Annotated in this window: 22 protein-coding genes and 3 pseudogenes; 5 read left to right on the forward strand and 20 right to left on the reverse strand. The window is 41.4% G+C overall.

Annotated elements, in window-relative coordinates; genetic code table 11:
• Positions 1–386: 386 nt before the first annotated feature.
• The 4 genes from VSQ62_RS30870 to VSQ62_RS30885 are packed head-to-tail and all read right to left on the reverse strand — an operon-like array spanning position 387 to position 2,140.
• Entirely contained in the window at positions 387–956 is a 570-nt protein-coding gene (locus VSQ62_RS30870) for a nucleotidyltransferase domain-containing protein (RefSeq protein ID WP_160284459.1), read from the reverse strand.
• Positions 949–1,458: a GNAT family N-acetyltransferase gene (locus tag VSQ62_RS30875; protein ID WP_160284458.1), complete on the reverse strand. Its 510-nt coding sequence runs from the start codon at positions 1,456–1,458 to the stop codon at positions 949–951. The genes VSQ62_RS30870 and VSQ62_RS30875 overlap by 8 nt, the downstream gene beginning before the upstream one ends.
• Before the next feature lie 26 nt (positions 1,459–1,484).
• Positions 1,485–1,901: a GntR family transcriptional regulator gene (locus VSQ62_RS30880; RefSeq protein WP_334638636.1), complete on the reverse strand. Its 417-nt coding sequence runs from the start codon at positions 1,899–1,901 to the stop codon at positions 1,485–1,487.
• Positions 1,898–2,140 (reverse strand): DUF1648 domain-containing protein, encoded by a 243-nt coding sequence (locus VSQ62_RS30885; protein WP_334638637.1) that lies wholly within the window; start codon positions 2,138–2,140, stop codon positions 1,898–1,900. Before VSQ62_RS30885 ends, VSQ62_RS30880 begins: the two co-directional genes overlap by 4 nt.
• A 3-nt stretch (positions 2,141–2,143) precedes the next feature.
• On the opposite strand from VSQ62_RS30885, the pseudogene VSQ62_RS30890 reads away from it, so the two are divergent.
• Both VSQ62_RS30890 and VSQ62_RS30895 read left to right on the forward strand, forming a co-directional pair.
• Positions 2,144–2,293, forward strand: a pseudogene (locus tag VSQ62_RS30890) (MFS transporter); the annotation flags it as partial.
• 95 nt (positions 2,294–2,388) lie between these two features.
• Entirely contained in the window at positions 2,389–3,318 is a 930-nt protein-coding gene (locus tag VSQ62_RS30895; protein ID WP_334638638.1) for an alpha/beta fold hydrolase, read from the forward strand.
• 291 nt (positions 3,319–3,609) lie between these two features.
• Here the strand turns inward: VSQ62_RS30895 and VSQ62_RS30900 are convergent, their stop codons facing one another.
• Positions 3,610–5,082, reverse strand: coding sequence for a transposase (locus VSQ62_RS30900; RefSeq protein WP_334637164.1), 1,473 nt, complete (start codon positions 5,080–5,082; stop codon positions 3,610–3,612).
• A 268-nt stretch (positions 5,083–5,350) separates the two neighbouring features.
• Between VSQ62_RS30900 and VSQ62_RS30905 the strand changes: the two genes are divergently transcribed.
• Positions 5,351–5,776, forward strand: coding sequence for a VOC family protein (locus VSQ62_RS30905; RefSeq protein ID WP_334638639.1), 426 nt, complete (start codon positions 5,351–5,353; stop codon positions 5,774–5,776).
• 88 nt (positions 5,777–5,864) lie between these two features.
• Here the strand turns inward: VSQ62_RS30905 and VSQ62_RS30910 are convergent, their stop codons facing one another.
• The 6 genes and pseudogenes from VSQ62_RS30910 to VSQ62_RS30930 form a co-directional block, all read right to left on the reverse strand.
• Complete coding sequence (locus VSQ62_RS30910; RefSeq protein WP_334638640.1) at positions 5,865–6,122, reverse strand: hypothetical protein; 258 nt, start codon at positions 6,120–6,122, stop codon at positions 5,865–5,867.
• Positions 6,123–6,138: 16 nt separating this feature from the next.
• A pseudogene (locus tag VSQ62_RS30915) lies at positions 6,139–6,312 on the reverse strand (pyridoxamine 5'-phosphate oxidase family protein); the annotation flags it as partial.
• A 106-nt stretch (positions 6,313–6,418) separates the two neighbouring features.
• Positions 6,419–6,798: pseudogene (locus VSQ62_RS30920) on the reverse strand (DUF3788 domain-containing protein).
• Between the two features lie 113 nt (positions 6,799–6,911).
• Positions 6,912–8,288 carry a serine hydrolase domain-containing protein gene (locus VSQ62_RS30925; protein WP_334638641.1) on the reverse strand — a complete coding sequence of 459 codons (1,377 nt, stop codon included), beginning with the start codon at positions 8,286–8,288 and terminating at the stop codon, positions 6,912–6,914.
• A gap of 91 nt (positions 8,289–8,379) precedes the next feature.
• Positions 8,380–8,499, reverse strand: a complete 120-nt coding sequence (locus VSQ62_RS32760) for a GNAT family N-acetyltransferase (protein ID WP_502957886.1) — start codon at positions 8,497–8,499, stop codon at positions 8,380–8,382.
• A gap of 35 nt (positions 8,500–8,534) precedes the next feature.
• A complete protein-coding gene (locus VSQ62_RS30930) occupies positions 8,535–8,999 on the reverse strand; it encodes a VOC family protein (protein WP_334638642.1) in 465 nt (154 codons plus the stop codon).
• Between the two features lie 243 nt (positions 9,000–9,242).
• Here VSQ62_RS30930 and VSQ62_RS30935 point away from each other — a divergent pair, with 243 nt between their 5' ends.
• Positions 9,243–10,772, forward strand: a complete 1,530-nt coding sequence (locus VSQ62_RS30935; RefSeq protein ID WP_334633472.1) for a hypothetical protein — start codon at positions 9,243–9,245, stop codon at positions 10,770–10,772.
• A 241-nt stretch (positions 10,773–11,013) separates the two neighbouring features.
• Here the strand turns inward: VSQ62_RS30935 and VSQ62_RS30940 are convergent, their stop codons facing one another.
• Both VSQ62_RS30940 and VSQ62_RS30945 read right to left on the reverse strand, forming a co-directional pair.
• Positions 11,014–11,955, reverse strand: a complete 942-nt coding sequence (locus tag VSQ62_RS30940) for a hypothetical protein (protein WP_334638643.1) — start codon at positions 11,953–11,955, stop codon at positions 11,014–11,016.
• Between the two features lie 27 nt (positions 11,956–11,982).
• Positions 11,983–12,453 carry a hypothetical protein gene (locus VSQ62_RS30945; protein WP_334638644.1) on the reverse strand — a complete coding sequence of 157 codons (471 nt, stop codon included), beginning with the start codon at positions 12,451–12,453 and terminating at the stop codon, positions 11,983–11,985.
• A 316-nt stretch (positions 12,454–12,769) separates the two neighbouring features.
• Here VSQ62_RS30945 and VSQ62_RS30950 point away from each other — a divergent pair, with 316 nt between their 5' ends.
• Positions 12,770–13,609, forward strand: coding sequence for a MerR family transcriptional regulator (locus VSQ62_RS30950; RefSeq protein WP_016220625.1), 840 nt, complete (start codon positions 12,770–12,772; stop codon positions 13,607–13,609).
• A gap of 91 nt (positions 13,610–13,700) precedes the next feature.
• On the opposite strand, the gene VSQ62_RS30955 is transcribed toward VSQ62_RS30950, so the two are convergent.
• The 7 genes from VSQ62_RS30955 to VSQ62_RS30985 form a co-directional block, all read right to left on the reverse strand.
• The gene (locus VSQ62_RS30955) at positions 13,701–14,417 is read right to left on the reverse strand and encodes an ABC transporter permease (protein WP_016220626.1); all 717 of its coding nucleotides are present in this window, start codon (positions 14,415–14,417) and stop codon (positions 13,701–13,703) included.
• The gene (locus VSQ62_RS30960; protein ID WP_334638645.1) at positions 14,414–15,229 is read right to left on the reverse strand and encodes an ABC transporter ATP-binding protein; all 816 of its coding nucleotides are present in this window, start codon (positions 15,227–15,229) and stop codon (positions 14,414–14,416) included. The genes VSQ62_RS30955 and VSQ62_RS30960 overlap by 4 nt, the downstream gene beginning before the upstream one ends.
• Complete coding sequence (locus VSQ62_RS30965) at positions 15,226–16,026, reverse strand: MerR family transcriptional regulator (RefSeq protein ID WP_334638646.1); 801 nt, start codon at positions 16,024–16,026, stop codon at positions 15,226–15,228. The genes VSQ62_RS30960 and VSQ62_RS30965 overlap by 4 nt, the downstream gene beginning before the upstream one ends.
• 164 nt (positions 16,027–16,190) lie before the next feature.
• Positions 16,191–16,391 carry a hypothetical protein gene (locus VSQ62_RS30970; protein WP_334638647.1) on the reverse strand — a complete coding sequence of 67 codons (201 nt, stop codon included), beginning with the start codon at positions 16,389–16,391 and terminating at the stop codon, positions 16,191–16,193.
• The gene (locus tag VSQ62_RS30975; protein ID WP_334638648.1) at positions 16,388–16,606 is read right to left on the reverse strand and encodes a DUF1648 domain-containing protein; all 219 of its coding nucleotides are present in this window, start codon (positions 16,604–16,606) and stop codon (positions 16,388–16,390) included. Before VSQ62_RS30975 ends, VSQ62_RS30970 begins: the two co-directional genes overlap by 4 nt.
• A 20-nt stretch (positions 16,607–16,626) precedes the next feature.
• Complete coding sequence (locus VSQ62_RS30980; RefSeq protein ID WP_334638649.1) at positions 16,627–18,189, reverse strand: ABC transporter permease; 1,563 nt, start codon at positions 18,187–18,189, stop codon at positions 16,627–16,629.
• Entirely contained in the window at positions 18,182–18,895 is a 714-nt protein-coding gene (locus VSQ62_RS30985) for an ABC transporter ATP-binding protein (RefSeq protein WP_016220630.1), read from the reverse strand. The genes VSQ62_RS30980 and VSQ62_RS30985 overlap by 8 nt, the downstream gene beginning before the upstream one ends.
• Positions 18,896–18,925 lie beyond the last annotated feature (30 nt).

Consider the following 18,925-nt stretch of genomic DNA (forward strand, 5'->3'; position numbering starts at 1 on the left):
CCGCACTCTGTAAAGAATTCTCCTTACAGTTTTCTCATCTGCCATCGTTTCTAACCGGCTTATAAATGAATACATGTTGCGGCACTTGCAGTCAGCCTCGGTTTCCATATCCGGCAAGGCCATCTGCCAGCTTCAGCCAAAATGGTTCGCCCAGTTCCGAGCAAATCATCCTCTGCAGCCTTAACTGCCAGGTTTATTTTCGGCTGTTTCTCCTGATTCCCCGTCATCCCTTGCCAGTTCCTCCGAAAAGCCTACTCCAATATACTCTCCCACCGTACAAAGCATCCCATAGCTGTGCCGGATAGATTCCTCTGCCGTTTTTGCCTGAATAGTATGTAAGTATTCCTCACAGATCCGGAGCGGTATGTCCTTTTCTTTCTGCAGCTTCAGTAAATCCTGAACTGCATTTTCAGGCCGCGGTGAAAGTAGTCATGGTTGTAAATTGCTACGGCATCAGCTAACTGCATAATGATATGTCCGGCCAGTTTCCGGATCTCCGCAAGCGGATTCGGCTTACATATATCCTGATACAGCTTATAAGCAGCTTCGGCTCTTTTTCGTGCAGCGGCCTGCGAGACCTGCCTGTCTGCCAGATTGTGTTTCATTTTGGCCTGCAGCCGCTGAAACCGCTTTAGTTCTTCTGCTGAAGAAGAATAAATGATCTTCACATCTCCGACAAGCGGAATCAGACATTCTTCCAGCTCCGCAATGTTCCCGGCACGTTCCCAGTCCATCAGGAAGATATCATACCCTACGCCCGCAAGGATAAAAGTCTTTGCCAGCTCATACCCCCGCTCCGTCCTGGGACTAAAATAACAGTCTATATCTGATTTAGGATTTGCAGTTCCATTTATGAATGACCCATACAGCAATACCAGACTGATATCCTCTGCATATTCACGTTTTACTTTTTCTTCAATCCAAACCACTAATTTCTCGTTTATTGCCTTACTCACGTATTAATCTCCTTTCGGCCAGGATGACTTCATATGCAGCATTGTTCGTTGTTTCCATCAATGGCGTAAAACCATTTTTCAGCCAGAAATGTTCCGACTGCGGGTTTCCCTTTATCCAGACCAGCCGAACCGACTCATATCCCAGGGAGCAAAGATGTCTGCACAGATAATCAATAATCTCCGTTCCTATTCCCTGATTCTGCACCGAAGTATCTGTCATGAAAAATCCGATATATGCGATTCTCTTTTCCGGATAACCATCAATCAGATCCATGATCGCAATCAGCTTCCCATCCTGATAGAACCCGATATAATATTTATCCTCAATCACTTTGCCAGGTGGCAATATCCTCATATCCTCCTGAATGGCCTGCCGCGTAACAAAAGGCGGGCAATATTCATAGAACAGAACATTCTGGCTTTGCAGATTATATATTTCATCTATGTTCTTGTTGGTAAGTGTATGAACTTTATATTTATCTGAAAATAATTCTATCTGCATGATTGCCACCTCAGTTTTTCATTCTATCACTTACATTTGCCCAAAACAACAGGCCTTTCCATTTTTGCAGAATGAGAGGCAATTTTTGCAAACCTTTTCATCCATTCATATACTTGGAGCATTACCAAAATTTCCTGCTTTGAAAAACCTAAGGAAGAAAGATTTGTATATAACTGATTATGAAACACAGAAATTTCCTTAATACGCTCTCTTTCAATGTAAGAACAATTATCATTTATCCAAAAACCTAACGTACCTTTACAAACTACCAAACCTTCCTGCTTCAATGTTTCAAGTGACCGCCGAACCGTAGCCGGATTACATCCCTCTTGTTCTGCCAGAGTACGGATGGCCGGCAGAAATGCTCCTGGCTTATAATAACCTCGTAATATACGGAATTTCAACTTTCTGGCAAGCTTTTGGTATGGATATCTTCCACTCATTTATTGCCCTTTCCGCCATGGCGCAAAAACTGAAAATAAACTGAGTAAGGTATCACCGTTCCCAGAAGAAGAAACCATTTATTCACGAACAAATCTGCTTCTCCCTGCGCATTGAAATGGATTGGAATACTGTCTGGAAGAAAGCAGCATACATTATCCCAATCAAATCTGGGGAAACAGCAGTTTATATAAGTTCCTTGTACCGCGGTAAATACCGAATAACATGCCGGTACAGCCAAAATATTGCCGGAACCGCAGTTGCCTATCTGACGCCGGTAATCTGGGGAGCTTTCATCCCGGTATTGAGTCGTGTAGGCGCAATACGCGCGACGTTCACGGTTATGACTGTCGTCGCATTTTTCTGTATGCAGGTGCCGGTCTGGTCAATCAGGAACGGGTTACCGCATTGCAGCGTTTTCGGCGGCCTGCTTCTGCTTTTTAGGCGGAATTCTCTTACTGCATACCAGCAGAAGGATATGCGGAAATAATGGAGTCGTCCGTTCTGCCTTATCTTGCAGAGAGGAAAACGGAAAGATACTGTGAGCGGGAACAAGGAAAAAAGATCTTCTATCTGCGCTGCCTTGCAGACCAGCCTCAGGGCATTGTCATCCTGTCCCACGGCTATACGGAAACAGCCGACAAGCATCTGGAAAATATCTATTATTTTCTTCACGGGGGATACCATGTCTTCATGCCGGAACACTGCGGACACGGCCGCAGCTACAGGCTGTGCAGTGATACTGGGGATCTCTCTCTGGTACATATTGATGATTATCAAAGATATGTAGATGACCTGCTGTTTGTAAGCCGCCTTGCGGCACAGGAATTCCCGGAGCTTCCCATATGCCTGTATGGCCATTCTATGGGCGGCGGGATTGCGGCCTGTGCAGCGGCACAAGAGCCCCGGATCTATTCGAGGCTGATCCTCTCTTCCCCAATGATACGCCCAAACAGCGCCCCCCTTCCCTGGCCGCTGGCATATCTCGTTGCAAAGACTTTCTGCATAGCAGGCGAGGAAGAACACTATCTGCCGGGAAACCATCCCTATGATGGAATGGAACAATATGCCGACAGTGCGTCTGCTTCCGAATGTCGATTCCTATATTATCAGGATAAACGCTGCAAAGAGCCCTTATTCCAGATGAACGCCGCCTCCTATGGATGGTTTTGGCAGACATATCGGTTAAACCATGCTCTCCAAAAGAAAGCGTGGCGCCAGATTTCCTGTCCTACCCAGATTTTCCAGGCAGAATACGAAACATATGTTTCCAAAAGGGAACAGGAACGATTTGTGAAGAAATTATGCAGGAGGAAAAATATAGACGCAAAGCTTATCCGGGTAAAAGGGAGTAAACACGAAATCTTCAATTCCGATAATAAAATATTAGAATCCTATTGGCAAAAAATCTTATCATAGAACAAAGCATAACAAGCCGCCCCGTTTTTGCAGAATGAGGGGCGGTTTTTGCATGGCATTTCTAATTTCTCTTTGATAAAATAACTGTAAATAGAATCTGCAGCAAAAGAGCACTCTCGGAAACTCAATAGAGAATAAGCAGGAAAGGGTTGATTTTCAGAAATGAGAGGGATAAGGGATGGATGATTATGGGGCTTGAGCAGTCCAGAGAGCATAAAGAATAAAAATGTGCATGACTTTAAAACCTGTCGGAAAACAGGCCTGAAAGAATCCAGAAGCAGGAAACTTGGTTTATGCCGCTGCCTGCACCTGCTGTTTATAGCGGGCATCCAGATGGATGCAGATTCCAATCATGGTCGTCATGAAAGAATAATGCTCCTTTGTGTGTATGAACATACGGTGCAGTCCGTAATCATTGAGGATGCGGTTGTTGATACGTTCCGTGGCGGTGCGTTGATTATAAATCTTCTTATAAGCATCTGTGCCGCGGGGGACGTCGGTGTAAAGCCGGATATCCCATTCGGGCCGGGTCTTGACGACTCTCCCATATTTGGAATCGGTGCAGGAGTTTTTACATTTGGAACAGTGATCTTTCCCATAGGGGCAGCGCCACATGAGGTAACCGCTGGATTTGTCATAACCGTTAGGCTTCATGCGCAGTTTTTCCTGACATAAGGGCGTTCCATCTTTGTCAATGGTGATGGTATCAGGAATTGTTTTTGGCCGGCCGCATTTGTCGTTCAGGTCGATGAAGGCCCGTATTCCCCTGTTTTTAAGGATCCGGTAGGTGGGGTAATTGTCCATTGCAGAATCCAGGCACATATTCGAGGTGGAAACAGCCGGCATATGTTTTTCTAGTTCATGGAAAGCGACAAGGAAATTGACCGAATCATGACGCTTTGCACTGGTAAAACGCAGAAGCAGGGGGAGATCTGTCCTGAGTTCACTGTTATAGCAGGATAATTGGAACAAAGTGTAGCCGAAGTAATATTTTTCCAGGTCGCTGTCCCAGCCCCAGGAAGCATCGGGGTCGGGGAAATGCCGCAGGTTTTCCGGTGCGCCAACCCTGTGGTGCCCGCGTGGGCAGGCATGGGTATGCACGGCGGTGCCGTCTCCGGAAACCGTAAGGTGTTCCCTTGGTATGAGACCGGATTCCATGGAAGGCAGGACAGCCACGTGATAGAAGAAGTGCTGCAGCCGCCCTTCAAAGTTAAAAGGGATATCCATCCCGCTCATGAGCCGTTTTTCGATAGATTCTGTGATTTTGGGCTTTGCCTCCTGTGCTTTCTGTTTTTTACCTTTGGGCTTATCCGGCTTTTTGGTGTTCCAGGAAGCCGGAAGCAGTTTGTCCCGCGTATATAAGTCCGTTGTCGGTGCAGTCCAGAGCCTGTCCATGAAGTCAAAATAAGAACCGAGGGGCGGCAGGGAATCCGTAGTGCAGCCGATGAGAGCGGCAAGGAGGCGGTCATGTTTGAGCCTGTCGACCCAAAGGGTAAGGGATAGCTTGGCCAAACCTTCTGAAAATAGAAGAAAGAAAAGGATAAAAGACCTTAAGATTTGCGGCTGGTTCTTAGCGGGCCTGCCAGTGTTGGAGTAAAAGGGCAGAAGGAACTCCATGGCCTTATCGGTATCGAAAAGGCGGAGTTTCTGCCATGGTTTCCAAAGCTCCGTATGGAGCCGGACTCTTTCAGAGGAATCGAAATGGACTTTGGATTCGTTGAGAAAGTACTTGTAATCTTGCATGGACTGCCAGTACTTGATCATAAAGTGCACCTCCTAGTAGTTTAGTTTAATGCTGTGCGTGTGGCACAGACGCTTCTTAACTACAAGGGGCGCGTTTGGTGACTGGCGTATATGGTCACCAAACGCGCCGCACATTTTGACTTATATGTCAATACTTTTTTGAAAATTTAACAAAAATGTTTTCCGGGATATGGAGGAAAGCAAAAAAGAAGAACATGAAAAAAGAGCGGAAATTCGGGCTTAAAGAGTTTCCGAGACCGCTCCAAAATCATATTGGAGGAATACGAATATGGCAATTATTACACCGAATTTCAATTTTGATGGGAAATGTGAAGAAGCAGTATATCTTTACCAAAAAGCATTCGACGCAGAAATCAACTGCCTGCTTCGGTACAGCGATGCAAAATGGGAAGATTTTCATAGAGAACTGTCAGAAGAACAGAAAGAATATATCTATCATGCGGAACTCCTTATCGGAAATCAACGGATCATGATGGCGGATAATCTGGATATCCCTTTTAAACCAAGCACTGCCCTTTCACTGACTATCACACTGGAAACAAAAGAGGATGTTATGCGGGTCTTTGAGATTATGCAGGACGGAAGCGAGATCATGTATCCGGTACACAGCACCACATACAGTTCCTGCAGTGTCAGTTTTATAGATAAATTCGGCTTTCGATGGGTCATTATGACAGAACAGACAGAGCGCTGATTCCGCTTCTATACGCTTATTTGCTTCCGTTTTATACATCATTCTTATAGATTTTTTAATTTATTGTCCGATTGCAAAGAAAAAGCAATTATCTCTTTTTCTTACGGAGCTTTAAGTCGATATTTTTCGTTGACGCTGTATCCTGCAATAGTCCAGCAACAAAAGCACTTTTTTCTTTGAGCGTCAGTGTTTCCATATCAGATTGACGCTCAATTTCACTGAGTAGTGTTTGCAACTCTTGCAGTTCCAAAAGGTTGACGGCTGCACAAAAGAGCGTCTTTTTTCGGCCATCATGAAAACCGGACAGAAGAATGTCCAGTATTTTAGCCTTTTCCGTCTGCTCCACATTATAAGCTTCTATCCCGAATCGTATTTGAGAGCGCGTGTGTAATGATATAAAAGGCGCCATTTTCATAATAGGCATTTACATATCGTACATAGGGCATATCATTTTCCGTTGTTGCCAATGCTATAATAGTATCTCTTCCAAAACGTTCAATCATTATCTGCTCCGCTTCTTTACATAAATTATCCATTAAATTATTTTCCTCTCTAAATCATGGTTGTAAATTATACAAAGTCAGCTATCACTATCTCGTTTCCATCAATATCGTTTAAGCGAACTTCATAAAACTGGATTTGTTATTTTCGGTTCGTTTTTCTTTTAATAGCCAGCAATTTCATATAGTCATCAAATTCAGTTGTATCAGTCGGTTCAAACATTACCCATTTTCCATCATGATAGGTTTGGGCTTCATCATATTTCCTACAAACAGCATTAGAAAGAGTATCCCTTATAGCTTCAAATTTTACTCTTTCATCTTTCCCAAAAATAATCATGAAACCAACGCAATTTCTTTTTGCGTATTATACTCGTAAGTCCATTTCTTACCGCCAGTATTCCATAACTGTTCCATATCGTATTTTTCATCAATAGCCGAACATAATGCTTGCCATATATGATACAAGGATTGTCCAAGTAATTCAGTCATAATTGATTGAGATGGTTTATTTTCAAGCATAATATCACCTCCGCAAATTCTTATTTATTTTCTGTTGCATTACTCTCTGGCCTGAAACTGTCAGTGAATCACCCCATAACGTAATCTAGATAGTTCATTTTGATGTTTCAATTTCATGAGCCCATTTTATCTCTAAACCACCAAAAGCACCCTGCAAATATATTTATTAGCGCTATCGTCAAAGTAATTGTCAAAGTCATACAAACTGTAACAGGGAACCACACATATATAACTTTATAAGGATAATGAAAAATAAAGGGAACGATAAGCATTGCAACAATAGAAGCCGTACCGACAGTAACACGCACTATACAGGCTCTCGGAGACTTTCTATCCCATAATAACATCGTAAAATAAATCAACAGCAAAGCCATCACTATACTCAAGAAGTCAACTAATCCATTTGTGTCCGTCTGAAGTCCGATTCTTATAGTATCTCCTAAGAGTAGTCTATAGATTCCGTCTCCGATATTCGTTGCAGATGAACCGGCAAGATTTGATAATACAAAAACACCCTGCCTCTTTTCCCTGCTAATGATTACCTGTGAAGAAAAATTAGGATTGTTTCCACCATGACAAATATAACCTTCATATATATTCCAACCTGCGTAGTAATTCCCTTTTTCGGAAACATCATAGTTAAGCACATCCTTTACTAATCCCAACTCATCCTGTGACTCAATCGACCAATTCTTCATCCATTTCATCAAATCTGATGTGTTTGAGACCAAATATCCCGCAGCAGTATTTCCATAATAAGTCGGGGAATCATATACAAACGGAGAAAAAAATCCCGTCTTATGGCCCCTAACCATCTTATCTGCATCCTCGTCATTTGTCCTAAAGAAGGAATCCTGCATATCTAATGGGGTAAGTATTTCGGACGAAATAAAGTCTTCGTACTTTTCGCCGCTCACCTCTTCAATGATCAGCGCAAGAATATCGTAATTTATGGTAGCATACTCATGATAAGTTCCAGGCTCAGAATCCAGTTTAATCTCCTGAATATTTTGTATCGTTCTTATCAATAAACTTTCGTCAGTATCTTCTCCTTCCGGAATGGTTGAAATCGTCCAGCTCGGCACTCCACTTGTATGGCATAAGAGATCTTCTATCGAAACGTCATAGGCAGTCTTTTTGTATGTGGGTTTGAACCATGGAAGATAATCGGAAACACTGTCCGTTATCTTTAACTTTCCTTCCTGCTCAAGTTTTAAAACTCCCAGAGCCGTAAATGCTTTTGTAGTAGACCCCAGTTCAAATCTGCTGTTCTCATCAATGGATTCACCATAATTTATATAATACTCATTATCTCCATCTATTATAGCTAGAGAAAGTCCCGGGACATTATAGATTTCGCAAATCTTACATACATATTTATCAATGTTTCCTTTTGTGTACTCACCATTATCATAATACATCGAAACGTAAACAATCGAAATAATGATTGCACACGCAAGAAATACCTTACGCATGATTTTATTAGCCATGATACATTCTTCCTTAGCCCGTTTTTTTTAATTTATTATCGTTAAGAAAATAAGAATTTGTCAAATCAGTAAACTCCGATTTCTCTTTATGTTACTTCCCGATAAATGAGAATCGTTGCATAGTTTCTGGAGCAGAAACTATTTCAAATAGTGCATTAAAATCATCAAGAGTGTATTCTCTTAAAATAAGTCTTTCTGTTTCAATTACCATTTTGTTCCTCTGCAAATTTATTAACTCACTATATATTAGCTGCTTAAAAGTTTTGTTAAATCCTGAACGGAAGCATCCATTTTCACAGAGACTTCTTCCATGGTCATGCCAGCAGCAAGGAAACGTTTTATCACCATTTTCATATCTTCGCCAACCTCTATGATATGACCGTCCAAATCGTAAAACCGGATCACCCGCTGGCCCCAGCTATGCTCGATCACTTCTCCCAGATATTCAATATACGGATATTCTTTCAGCTTGTTCAGGAACCCATCAAAATCCTCTTCCTCAAAGACGATTTCTGCATTATTGGATTTTTTTAATACCTTTTCTTTTGGCACATTCACGAGCCATTCAAAATCCTGCTGTAATGCCAGACCGCAGGTAAAAGCAATGTTTCTTCCGTAATCTTGAAATACCTCCAATCCGAACAAATCCTCATAGAATTTTCTCGCGGCGTTAATGTCAGCCACCGATATAAGCATACATATGTGCTTCATATAAATACTCCTTCCAAACTGTAGTTTCCATTTTTTTCAAATTAGGACTTTAATTAATATAAATCCAACCCGATTGAAAGCCTATTATACCATACCGCAGCCTACGGCTGCAATCAAACCAAAAAGCAAAAAGAATCATCCTATTCGTAGATGCACGTGCTATAATGCACATATACGGTATCTTGTACCAAATCCATCGGGAACTAAATTCCCCTGCAAGCATTCATACGAAAGGATGATCCTATGAACACTATATTAGAACAATTCCAGAAAAAAATCAATGGTACTTTTGCGTTTTTTGACCGCATGATTATAAAAGGTTACCTTTTCCCCTTCTTTTCCGTATCGGGTAGAATGTATTTTTTGTCACAGATGAACCTCCTTCTCAAAGACTTTTCTGCCTATGCAAACCAAATGACCAATGACCTTGTCTCTTATGTTGAGAAAATGGCCGCCAAAGAAGGCCGGCCTTTGGTCTACCTCTCTTCCTCACAAATATCAAAAGAGGAAAACGCTCGAAAAATCCTTCTCGAAAATCCTGTTGAGCAAGGACTGATCTGTATCTTATCTGTTGTGGAAGGATGCCAGACGCTCCAACCAGTAAAGAACTCCTCCGGGCTCCTGGAACTGCGCAGCGTTACCCGCAAATGTAAATACTATTACTTCTATTACCTCGATAAAGAGTTTGGATTCATGCATGTAAAACTCCAAACATGGTTCCCATTTCTGATCCAGGTGTACATCAACGGCAGGGAGATGATGAAGCATGTGTTTGATAAAAACGGGATCACCTACCGTATGTATGATAATTCTTTTTCAGAAATCAGTGACATTCCAAAAGCACAGGAACTGGCAGATCAATTTGACTCAAAAAAACTCTGCCGCCAGCTCGATTTCTTTGCGCATAAAGTAAACCCTTATCTTGATATGCTGGAAACCATCTTCCATCAGGGTTACCACTGGTCTGTTGACCAATGCGAGTTCGCAACCGATGTGATGTTTGAGAGCCGTGAAGCTCTGGAGGATCTTTATCCCTCCCTGGTTGGGCACGCATTCTATGACTTCAAATGCACAGATGTATTTTCCTTTCTGGGACGTAAACTAAATGCAAAGTTTCTGGGAGAAGCAGTCTCCGATTACCGAAAACGCCCAGTAGGCTGGAGGATTAAATTCAAGCTGAAGTCCAACAGTATCAAGATGTATGATAAATTTAACTGCCTGCGGATAGAAATGACGATCAATGACCCAAAGGAATTTAAGGTTTATAAGGAGGTCCATCATAAGGACGGAACGGCTTCCAGGCAGTGGGTTCCCATGGGGAAATCCATTGCTAACCTCTATCGGTACGCAGAGATTTCAAAAACCGCAAACAAACGGTTTTTAGAATCCATGTGCCATGTGATTCCTCAAAAAAGCGTGGAAGAGGAAATCAATCATGTCTGCCAGAAAAAGAAAGTAAAGGGAAAAACTTACAGTGGATATAATGTATGGTCCCCTGAAACCTTCCATCTTTTCGAAACGATTTGTGATGGCCGCTATCTGATCCGTGGATTTACCAACCGCGATATCCGACAAAGTCTCTATAAAAAAGGGGCTGAATCTGCAAAAAGTCGTGGGAAAATGAGCCGGGAGTTTTCAAAACTCAGGGGCCATGGATTGATCCGGAAAATCCCACACTCCAGAAGATATCTGGTCAGCGATAAAGGGAGGCGGGTTATGGGAGCCCTGATTGAAACCAAACGGAAAATCTATCCGGAACTAGCAGCACAATAAACATCCAGCCTGTTAATACTTTTTCTCAAGTCTGCCAAATCGTCAGGCTCAATGTTTATGCCCAAAATCAAAATACATCGTTCTATTTTTATGTTTTGAGAAAGCAATAACATAGAACAGCTTGTAACTCCAATTTTTCAGATCTGTATTTGTCCAAGATTTGTTTTTGTCCATGTTTAACCCTATCGGTATTTCTACAGTTTTTTCAGAATTAGTACGCAAAATCGATTCCCCCAAATTATTATTGTATGCTCGATAACATAGAAATCAAGTTTGAAATGCGTTCTGTACAGTCTGCTTCATGCGTCCCTTGTTTTCTCCAGTCATCGGAAAGCGGAAAATATACCTTATCGTTCACTGATTTCCCCATATCCCACTTACCATTTTCTTTTTTCAGCCCGTTTAACCAGTCCACAACAAAATGTAGCTTATATGCCGCATGTCTGTATTTTGCCAAAAGTTCAATAGCCGCAAGATAACGGCTAGCCTGCCTGCTTTCAAAAACCCGGGGGAAAGATGAGATTTTCTCACTATATATGTAGTAAATCCCGTCTTCTTTATTCAAAACATAGTCCATCAATGCCTCTTCGATTCTTCTGTCCAGACGATTTCCCAACAGAGATATTGGATAAAAGCACGTAAAATCTACAAATCTTCCACCCCTCGGCTTCACTCCGAAAATATCATGGTAGGCGGAAATGTACTCTTTATGGTGATACGCATTCCCCTGGAAAGCTGAGGTAATCACTGCTGCCCATTGATCGGCAACTTTATTTGCCGCCGGAAATTCATCGGAAAACCTTCTGATCCATGTTGCAAGCATAAGGGAAACGAAAATGTCCCAGTCCAAAAGCTTTTCCCGGCGATCTGGAATATCTGCTCGTCCCACAAGACAGCTATTCATATAGGAAACTGCTTTTTGGATGCATACGTCTTCTATTGTATAGCCTAAACGTTCCAGCCGCCTGAGTGCCTGTTCTGTTGTGATCGGCCTCCCGGAAGAAACTGAAAGCGTATGGAAGGATCCCCACTTTCCGTCTTCCTCCTGCATGGCAATAATCTGCTTTGCCCATTTCGTATCTTTATGCATGGAAGAAAGACTTCTTCGTTTCCATGTTAGCAGACTGTCGCTGCATAATAACCGACCAGAGTTTCCCTCCCCACAGTTTTTTATATTCATCATACGTCTGCCTCCATACTCATACTGTCTTTATCCGATATCGGTTTTCCGAAAATGTGCAGCACCTATTGCCAGAGGCAACAGTGTCCAGATAACCGACATCAAAATTCCACGAACCAAAAATCTCAATGGAAATGCTTCTGTGGGGCAATCTGCCATAAGATTCAGTATCCAATATCTGCTGATTGATATTTTTAACCGCAGCGCAGATAGCAGTAAATCCATTCCCTGTACCAGCAACGGGGAAAATATGAGCACTGCCATCGTAATCCCAATCCCGGCTGCCATATTTCGGCTCCACTCGCAGACAGCAATGACTATATTGCTGATAGCGGATCCAAACAGCAGCTGGAGGCCGAAATAGATAAGCAGATCCCGAAAAAATAATCCGCCTTTGTCCGGCATTCCGATCAGGATTAATCCGATTGTCAAAATCACAAGGAAAATGATTACAAGCCCTCCGCCTGCAAACTGCGCCGCCATGCCGGAAAATCTCCTCATACCGAGGTTTCCTTATTTTTCCGTACATGGAACGGCAGCAAATGCATTATTTAATTTTATCAGCTATATACTCTTTTCACAAGGAACTGTTCCATTTTTGCAAACTGAGGGACAGTTTTTGCATACATTCTAAAATGTGCGGCAGATAATGCTATTACTATTTCTTTTGTTACTTGGCATTTTTATGCTGCTTCCAGTACGAAAACTTTTGATATTTGTTTATAATTGTCAGAAGAAAAAAAAAATAAAATTTTTAATTTACGTATTGACTCTCTCGTGACGTAACGGTTTACGATTAAACCGAAAGGAGGAAATAATGAAAACCGTAAAAGATGTGTCAAAAATAACCGGAGTAAGTATAAGGACGTTAAGATATTATGATGAAATCGGTCTGCTAAATCCAACGGAATTAACGGAGGCCGGTTATCGGCTCTATGACAACAAAGCATTAGAAAAGTTGCAGGAAATTATGTTCTTTAGAGAATTAGATATTCCATTGATTGATATAAAAAAAATCATGGAAAACCCTAATTATGACAAGGAACAGGCTTTACTAACTCAAAAAAATTTACTGGAACAGAAACGTAATCGGTTGAATGGAATCATTGAATTAATAACAGATGTGATGAAAGGAGTTAATACTATGAGTTTTGAAGCATTTACTAACGAAGATGTACAGAAAATCGTAAACCATACTTTGGAATCTATGTCGAAAGAGCATATTGATGAACAAGTGAAAAATTGGGGGAGCATAGAAAAATACAAAGAGCATTTATCATCAGGTTTTACAAACGAACAGGCTGTTGCGGACTTGCTGAAATGGTATGGCAGCAAAGAAAAAGCAATAGAAGCCATTATGCAGTCAACCGGGAATATCGAAGAAATAAAACAGGAACAAGAAGAAAATGCCAAAATCTATAAACAATTTATGGCTGCAAAAGAGTCTAACGATATGGATATGGCACATTCTGCTGTTGAAATGCTTGCAGAAAATTATAAGAAGATGTTTGCACTTGATAATGCAAGAAATATCTTGCTTGATTTGGCCAAAGAATATTTACAGAGCACAAAACTTGCAGAAGCAACTGATAGCCAGTTTGGTGCAGGCTGTTCTGCATATGTTGCTCATGCCATTCAGCATTATTACGGGGCATAACAAATTAGCTATTACAGGCGGCGAGATAAGGAGGTTTTTCCTGCCGCCTGTTCTATTTGGCGAATAAGATGTCCGATTGCCTATTCTTTAACTATTTAGACTTTTGTTTCTTTAAAAGTACGCCGCAAACGATTACTGCCACACAAAATACAAGGATCAAATACCATATATTTTCAAGTTGAAATCCATGATCCAACATCAGTCGGTATCCCCAGGAAGCAGGGAAAAGGTGTCCTATGGTTTTAAGAAAATCCGGCAGCATATGAGTGGGGAACATAATCCCGGAAAGCATGATAGAGGGTAAAAATACAAGCTGCGCTATCATCGTCAGTTTCGCCTGATTTTTTACAATCAGCCCTAATATGCTTCCAATACTCAGCGATACAATAATATATATGGCAAGAGCAAGAAAAAACTCCGGAAAATGTACCGGTAAAGCTGCTTCAAACAGTATCGGGGCAAGCAGCAGTATAATGATACAGGTAATCATCAAATGGACAAAGGCTGAAAGAAACATTGTGATAAGGCCTAGGTATAAAGGCACCCCATTTGCTTGATAAACCTTTTTGATATTACTTCCATAAGTTTCAACCAGCGACGGCGGCAATCCGATAAACGCCCCCATTGATACGCCCATCACAATCATGGATTGTATCAATGTGCTTCTCATTTCAGGCATAACAGAGGTAAAGATACCTCCCATGAGAAGAAAGAAAATAAGCGGAACGATATAGCAGGTAACTAACAAAGATTTGCTTCTTATATCCAATTTCCACTGTAACGCCACGCCATATAAAAAACCACTCATTCTTCTGCCCTCCTTGCAATTTCAATAAAATGCTGTTCCAGCGTGCCTCTGTCAACTTTAATATCTAATACTCCGATTCCCTTGTGCTTTAACTCTCCGAGCTGCGAAAGCAAGGTATCTTCTATATTGTCCGTTTCAAACGTATTATTTCCCTGCTGTGTTTTGATATGGACAATATATTTTTTTCCGACTTTCTCGGTCAGTTCCAAAGCTGTACCGCAAAACACAATATTTCCATCATTCAGAATCGCAATACGGTCGCTTAAGGCTTCTACCTCTGCCATATCATGGCTTGCCAAAACAATGGTTTTTCCTTGTGACTTGAGTTTTCGGATCTGATCATGCAGTGACAGCCTGCCTTCCACATCAAGCCCTGCAGTCGGCTCGTCAAGAAAAATAATATCTGGATTGCCGGAAAGAGCAAGCGCGAGATGCAGCCGCCTTTTTTGCCCTGTTGACAGCTGAATATATTGCTTCCTTTCAATTTCTTTTATGCCGAGAGTATCAAGCATAGAGAAATCAATCTTTGCCTTATTCCATTTCGCAAATAGTTTTACGGCTTCCATCGGCTTGATGTAGGACGGCAGCGACGAGGATTGTAACTGGATACCCATTTTCCCGTTTACAGTAACCATACCGTTGTCATATTTTCTCAAACCTTCGATACATTCGAGAGTCGTTGTTTTTCCTGCACCATTTACGCCAAGCAAGGCAAAAATCTCCCCTGTCTCAATCTGAAGATCAAGTCCTCGAAGAACAATATGGCTGCCATAGCTTTTCTCTAATCCATAGACTTGTATCGCATTCTTCATTTCTCCACCTCCCCCAACGGATTATCCCCAAGTCTTGAAAAATAAACTTGCAAAGCCGGCTCTAAATAATCGTTTACTATCTTTTGCTTTTCTTCCCATTCATTTGCTGCATGATCTATATTTCCGATTTCCACCAGTTTCGGGATCATGCTCACATCCCCGCCTGTGAACTCCAGAATCAAATTCCAATAAGCTTCTGTAATTTGCTGACATTTTTCGCTTTCTGGAGGTACGTTATCTTTCTGCAGCCGTAGGATCTCATCACTCAAACGGTTAAATCTATCCATAAAATCCAAGCCGCTTTCTTTGTCAAATCGATTGCGTATATGGTCAAGTGTGTCATCATCAAACCGCTTAATAAGATAATAAAATTCGTTTTTCATCTGCAGATTGACAATAATATCCGCATATTTTTTGAAGTTTACCTCCTGCATTTGAAGCACTTCTTTCTTAAACTGTTCTATCGCGGTTAAAGAAGCTGTTAAACGTTCTATTTCTTTTCGTATATCATCTGCCTGTTCCGTAAGGGCATTTGCAATATCATCCGGCGTATCTAAAGAAGTCAGGCGTTTTTTTATATCGTCTAAAGAAAACCCTAAAAATTTCAGAGATATAATCTGATGGAGCGTAATCAAATCCTTATCCGTATAAAGTCTTCGCCCGCCTTTACTTTCTGCTGATGGAGAGAACAGCCCCTCTTTATCATAATATTGCAGAGTACGGACGGTAACGCCCATTTTCTTTGCCACTTCTCCAACTGTCATATAGCCTTGCGGTATCGCTTTGTGTTTTATCATGGTCTTTTTGCCTCCTGATACATATTATAAGAACCGTTTCGCGAACCCTATAATTAAATATTATAAGTCATTACGTGACGTCACAAGCAATACCTTTTTGAAAATTTTAGACGGCAAAATCTGTCTCTGCCACCTACTCTTATTTATGCGGAAAATAATTCCCCTCACCCTTCAATATACTTTTGGATCATTGCCAAAATTTCCTGCTTTGAAAAACCTAAGGAAGAAAGATTTGTATATAACTGATTATGAAACGCAGCAATTTCCTTAGTACGCTCTCTTTCAATGTAAGAATAATTATCATTTATCAATATACGGTATTTCAATTTCTTGGCAAGCTTTTGGTATGGATATTTTCCGCTCATTTATCCCCCTTTCCGCCATGGCGCAAACACTGAAAATAAGCTGAGTAAGGTATCACCGTTCCCAGAAGAAGAAACCATTTATTCACAAACAAATCTGCTTCTCCCTGCGCATTGAAATGGATTGGAATACTGTCTGGACAAAAGCAGCATACAATCGCCACTACTGCCAGCATAACCAAAAACACGATCACATCCTTCAAGATACTTTTTTTCATAGCAACATCCTCCTCGTACATTAAATAATTTTTTTACCACATGCTTTAAAATAGAGAATAACCGACAGAACTATAAGAATAGCCGCCATCCCCCACAACACTCCCACATTCGGAAGCCCTAAAAACCAATGAAGTAATACTGGTACAGTAATACATATCATTCCAATTACGCCAGATAAAATAACAGATATGCTTTGCTTTACCACTACCATCTCATTATCCCAATCAAATCTGGGAAAACAGCAGTTTATATAAGTTCCTTGTACCGCAGTAAATACCGAATAACATGCCGGTACAGCCAAAAGTGTGAATGACCAAATGGCATTAAACTGGAACCGTATCAAAAACACAGCGACAGACAACATATAGCCAATAGCATGAACCGTCAGGGTAAGGGCAATTTTGCTTTTTATAAATGTCTTGTTTGATAGTGGTATGCTTTGTAATACCCATAAATTCCTGCCCTCCAAAGAGATTGCAGAAGCTGCCGGACAACTGATTGAAAGCATCGCTGCGATTATTAAAGGGGCATACTGCCCTAAAAATAAATCCACATCTTCAATCCCTGCATACGTCCCCAGTATTTCAGGAGATACCACGCAAAGAGCCAAACTGGTCACACAAAGAAGGACAACTCCCAGACCTGTATTCAACACCCAAAGGTAGGAACTAAAATAACGTCCCATCTCTTTTAGATACACAGCCGTAAATACAGAATGTTTCTTGAGGTTGGCTTTCCTTCCTGGGGAGGCTGCATGGTATTGCAAAACATAAGAATTCAGCCTCGCATAACGGCACTCTACAATTTTTACAAATATACAGAAAACCAAAGCCGATAAGCTCCAGAACCCAACATTCCCAGCCAATGAAAAGTAATTCGTATATCGAAACCATGCCGATAAGGGATACAGCCTGCTGACTTGTTCCATGAGGATGACTCCTAAACTGCCGCCAGAAGCACCCGTCTGCATACTGTAGATCCCAATCCCCAGCAAACCTCCTAAAACTGCAAATGAAAAAACAAGAGAAACTATGTTTTTCCTTCGGAATTTAGAAGATACAACCGTAACCAGGACTCCAAGCAAAGAGGCAATGCACATCGGTACAAAAGGCACAAAAACGGCAGATGCCAAGTACATGAAAAAGAATAGCAAATGCGCCGACGCGTAAATCTGCCATATAATCCCTGCCGGGAGCATGAAGAGAATCCCTAACAAGAAATTCAGCAGATAAAGAAACCCAAATTTACTGCTGATAATTTCCTTTGCCTGAACCGGCAGGGAAGAAAGCATCTCATAATCCCTGCAGCCAAAAAGTATGCCGTTTGAACGCAGCACAGTAAATACAAGGATAATAAAGTTGGAAACGGACACCATGTAAGCCGGAATTAGCTGCGCCTGCCCCATCTTTGCAAGCGCAAGCGCTGTCATTATATTATAGCCACTCAACAAGGCCAATAATGTAAATATCCCAACTGCTGTGATAAAGGCAAAATTGCTCCTTTTCTTTTCGGAATGAAATAGCTCGTTTAATGAGAAATAATTATATATCTGTGTTTTTAACAGAAGCGTTGTTTTATTCATGACCCTGCACCTCCATAAAAACAGATTCCAGAGAATGGTTCCCCCTGACTGTTTCTATATTCCCAGATGTTATCAGCTCTCCTCGTTTAATGATGGCAATTTTATTGCAAAGTTTTTCTGCAACATCTAAAACATGCGTAGAAAAGAAAATTGCTCCTCCATTCTGTACAAGCTCTTGCATGGTCTGTTTCAGATGCCATGCCCCTTTGGGATCGAGTCCGACAAAAGGTTCATCTAAAATCAGTAGCTTGGGCTTATGAACCAAGGCAGCAATAATGGCCGTCCGTTGTTTCATCCCATGGGAATAAGATGCAATTACATTTCCCAGGCTGGAACTCATCTCAAAAAGTTCACTATACTTCTCAATCTGCTGCTTTCGTTCAGATAGTTCCACATCATAAATATCCGCAATAAAGTTAATGTACTGATATCCCGTCAAATGTTCATATAAATCCGGGTTATCTGGAATATAAGCCAGTACTTTTTTACACTGCAGCGGATCTGTGCGAATGGATTTACCATTGATGTAGATTTCCCCCTGGTCAAATTCATGGATACCGACCACAGCTTTTATCGTAGAGGTTTTCCCAGCTCCATTTGCACCGATAAATCCATAGATATCCCCCTCCTGTATCGATAGGGATAGATCATCAACAGCCTTTTTTCCGTTTGGATAAGTCTTTATAAGGTGTTCAATTTTCAACATTGATATGTCCTCCTTCACTGACATTTCGTC

The sequence above is a fragment of the Sporofaciens sp. JLR.KK001 genome (assembly GCF_036941055.1).
Classification (GTDB): domain Bacteria; phylum Bacillota; class Clostridia; order Lachnospirales; family Lachnospiraceae; genus Sporofaciens.

Excerpts from the sequence above, each read along its gene's own strand:
- VSQ62_RS30925 (WP_334638641.1), bottom strand. The coding sequence starts at position 8,288 with ATGGCTAATAAAATCATGCGTAAGGTATTTCTTGCGTGTGCAATCATT.
- VSQ62_RS30985 (WP_016220630.1), bottom strand. The coding sequence starts at position 18,895 with ATGTTGAAAATTGAACACCTTATAAAGACTTATCCAAACGGAAAAAAG.
- VSQ62_RS30905 (WP_334638639.1), top strand. The coding sequence starts at position 5,351 with ATGGCAATTATTACACCGAATTTCAATTTTGATGGGAAATGTGAAGAA.
- VSQ62_RS30960 (WP_334638645.1), bottom strand. The coding sequence starts at position 15,229 with ATGAAGAATGCGATACAAGTCTATGGATTAGAGAAAAGCTATGGCAGC.
- VSQ62_RS30935 (WP_334633472.1), top strand. The coding sequence starts at position 9,243 with ATGAACACTATATTAGAACAATTCCAGAAAAAAATCAATGGTACTTTT.
- VSQ62_RS30880 (WP_334638636.1), bottom strand. The coding sequence starts at position 1,901 with ATGAGTGGAAGATATCCATACCAAAAGCTTGCCAGAAAGTTGAAATTC.
- VSQ62_RS32760 (WP_502957886.1), bottom strand. The coding sequence starts at position 8,499 with ATGGTAATTGAAACAGAAAGACTTATTTTAAGAGAATACACTCTTGAT.
- VSQ62_RS30945 (WP_334638644.1), bottom strand. The coding sequence starts at position 12,453 with ATGAGGAGATTTTCCGGCATGGCGGCGCAGTTTGCAGGCGGAGGGCTT.
- VSQ62_RS30970 (WP_334638647.1), bottom strand. The coding sequence starts at position 16,391 with ATGAGCGGAAAATATCCATACCAAAAGCTTGCCAAGAAATTGAAATAC.
- VSQ62_RS30930 (WP_334638642.1), bottom strand. The coding sequence starts at position 8,999 with ATGAAGCACATATGTATGCTTATATCGGTGGCTGACATTAACGCCGCG.
- VSQ62_RS30875 (WP_160284458.1), bottom strand. The coding sequence starts at position 1,458 with ATGCAGATAGAATTATTTTCAGATAAATATAAAGTTCATACACTTACC.
- VSQ62_RS30955 (WP_016220626.1), bottom strand. The coding sequence starts at position 14,417 with ATGAGTGGTTTTTTATATGGCGTGGCGTTACAGTGGAAATTGGATATA.
- VSQ62_RS30940 (WP_334638643.1), bottom strand. The coding sequence starts at position 11,955 with ATGATGAATATAAAAAACTGTGGGGAGGGAAACTCTGGTCGGTTATTA.
- VSQ62_RS30975 (WP_334638648.1), bottom strand. The coding sequence starts at position 16,606 with ATGAAAAAAAGTATCTTGAAGGATGTGATCGTGTTTTTGGTTATGCTG.
- VSQ62_RS30950 (WP_016220625.1), top strand. The coding sequence starts at position 12,770 with ATGAAAACCGTAAAAGATGTGTCAAAAATAACCGGAGTAAGTATAAGG.
- VSQ62_RS30965 (WP_334638646.1), bottom strand. The coding sequence starts at position 16,026 with ATGATAAAACACAAAGCGATACCGCAAGGCTATATGACAGTTGGAGAA.
- VSQ62_RS30895 (WP_334638638.1), top strand. The coding sequence starts at position 2,389 with ATGGAGTCGTCCGTTCTGCCTTATCTTGCAGAGAGGAAAACGGAAAGA.
- VSQ62_RS30900 (WP_334637164.1), bottom strand. The coding sequence starts at position 5,082 with ATGATCAAGTACTGGCAGTCCATGCAAGATTACAAGTACTTTCTCAAC.
- VSQ62_RS30980 (WP_334638649.1), bottom strand. The coding sequence starts at position 18,189 with ATGAATAAAACAACGCTTCTGTTAAAAACACAGATATATAATTATTTC.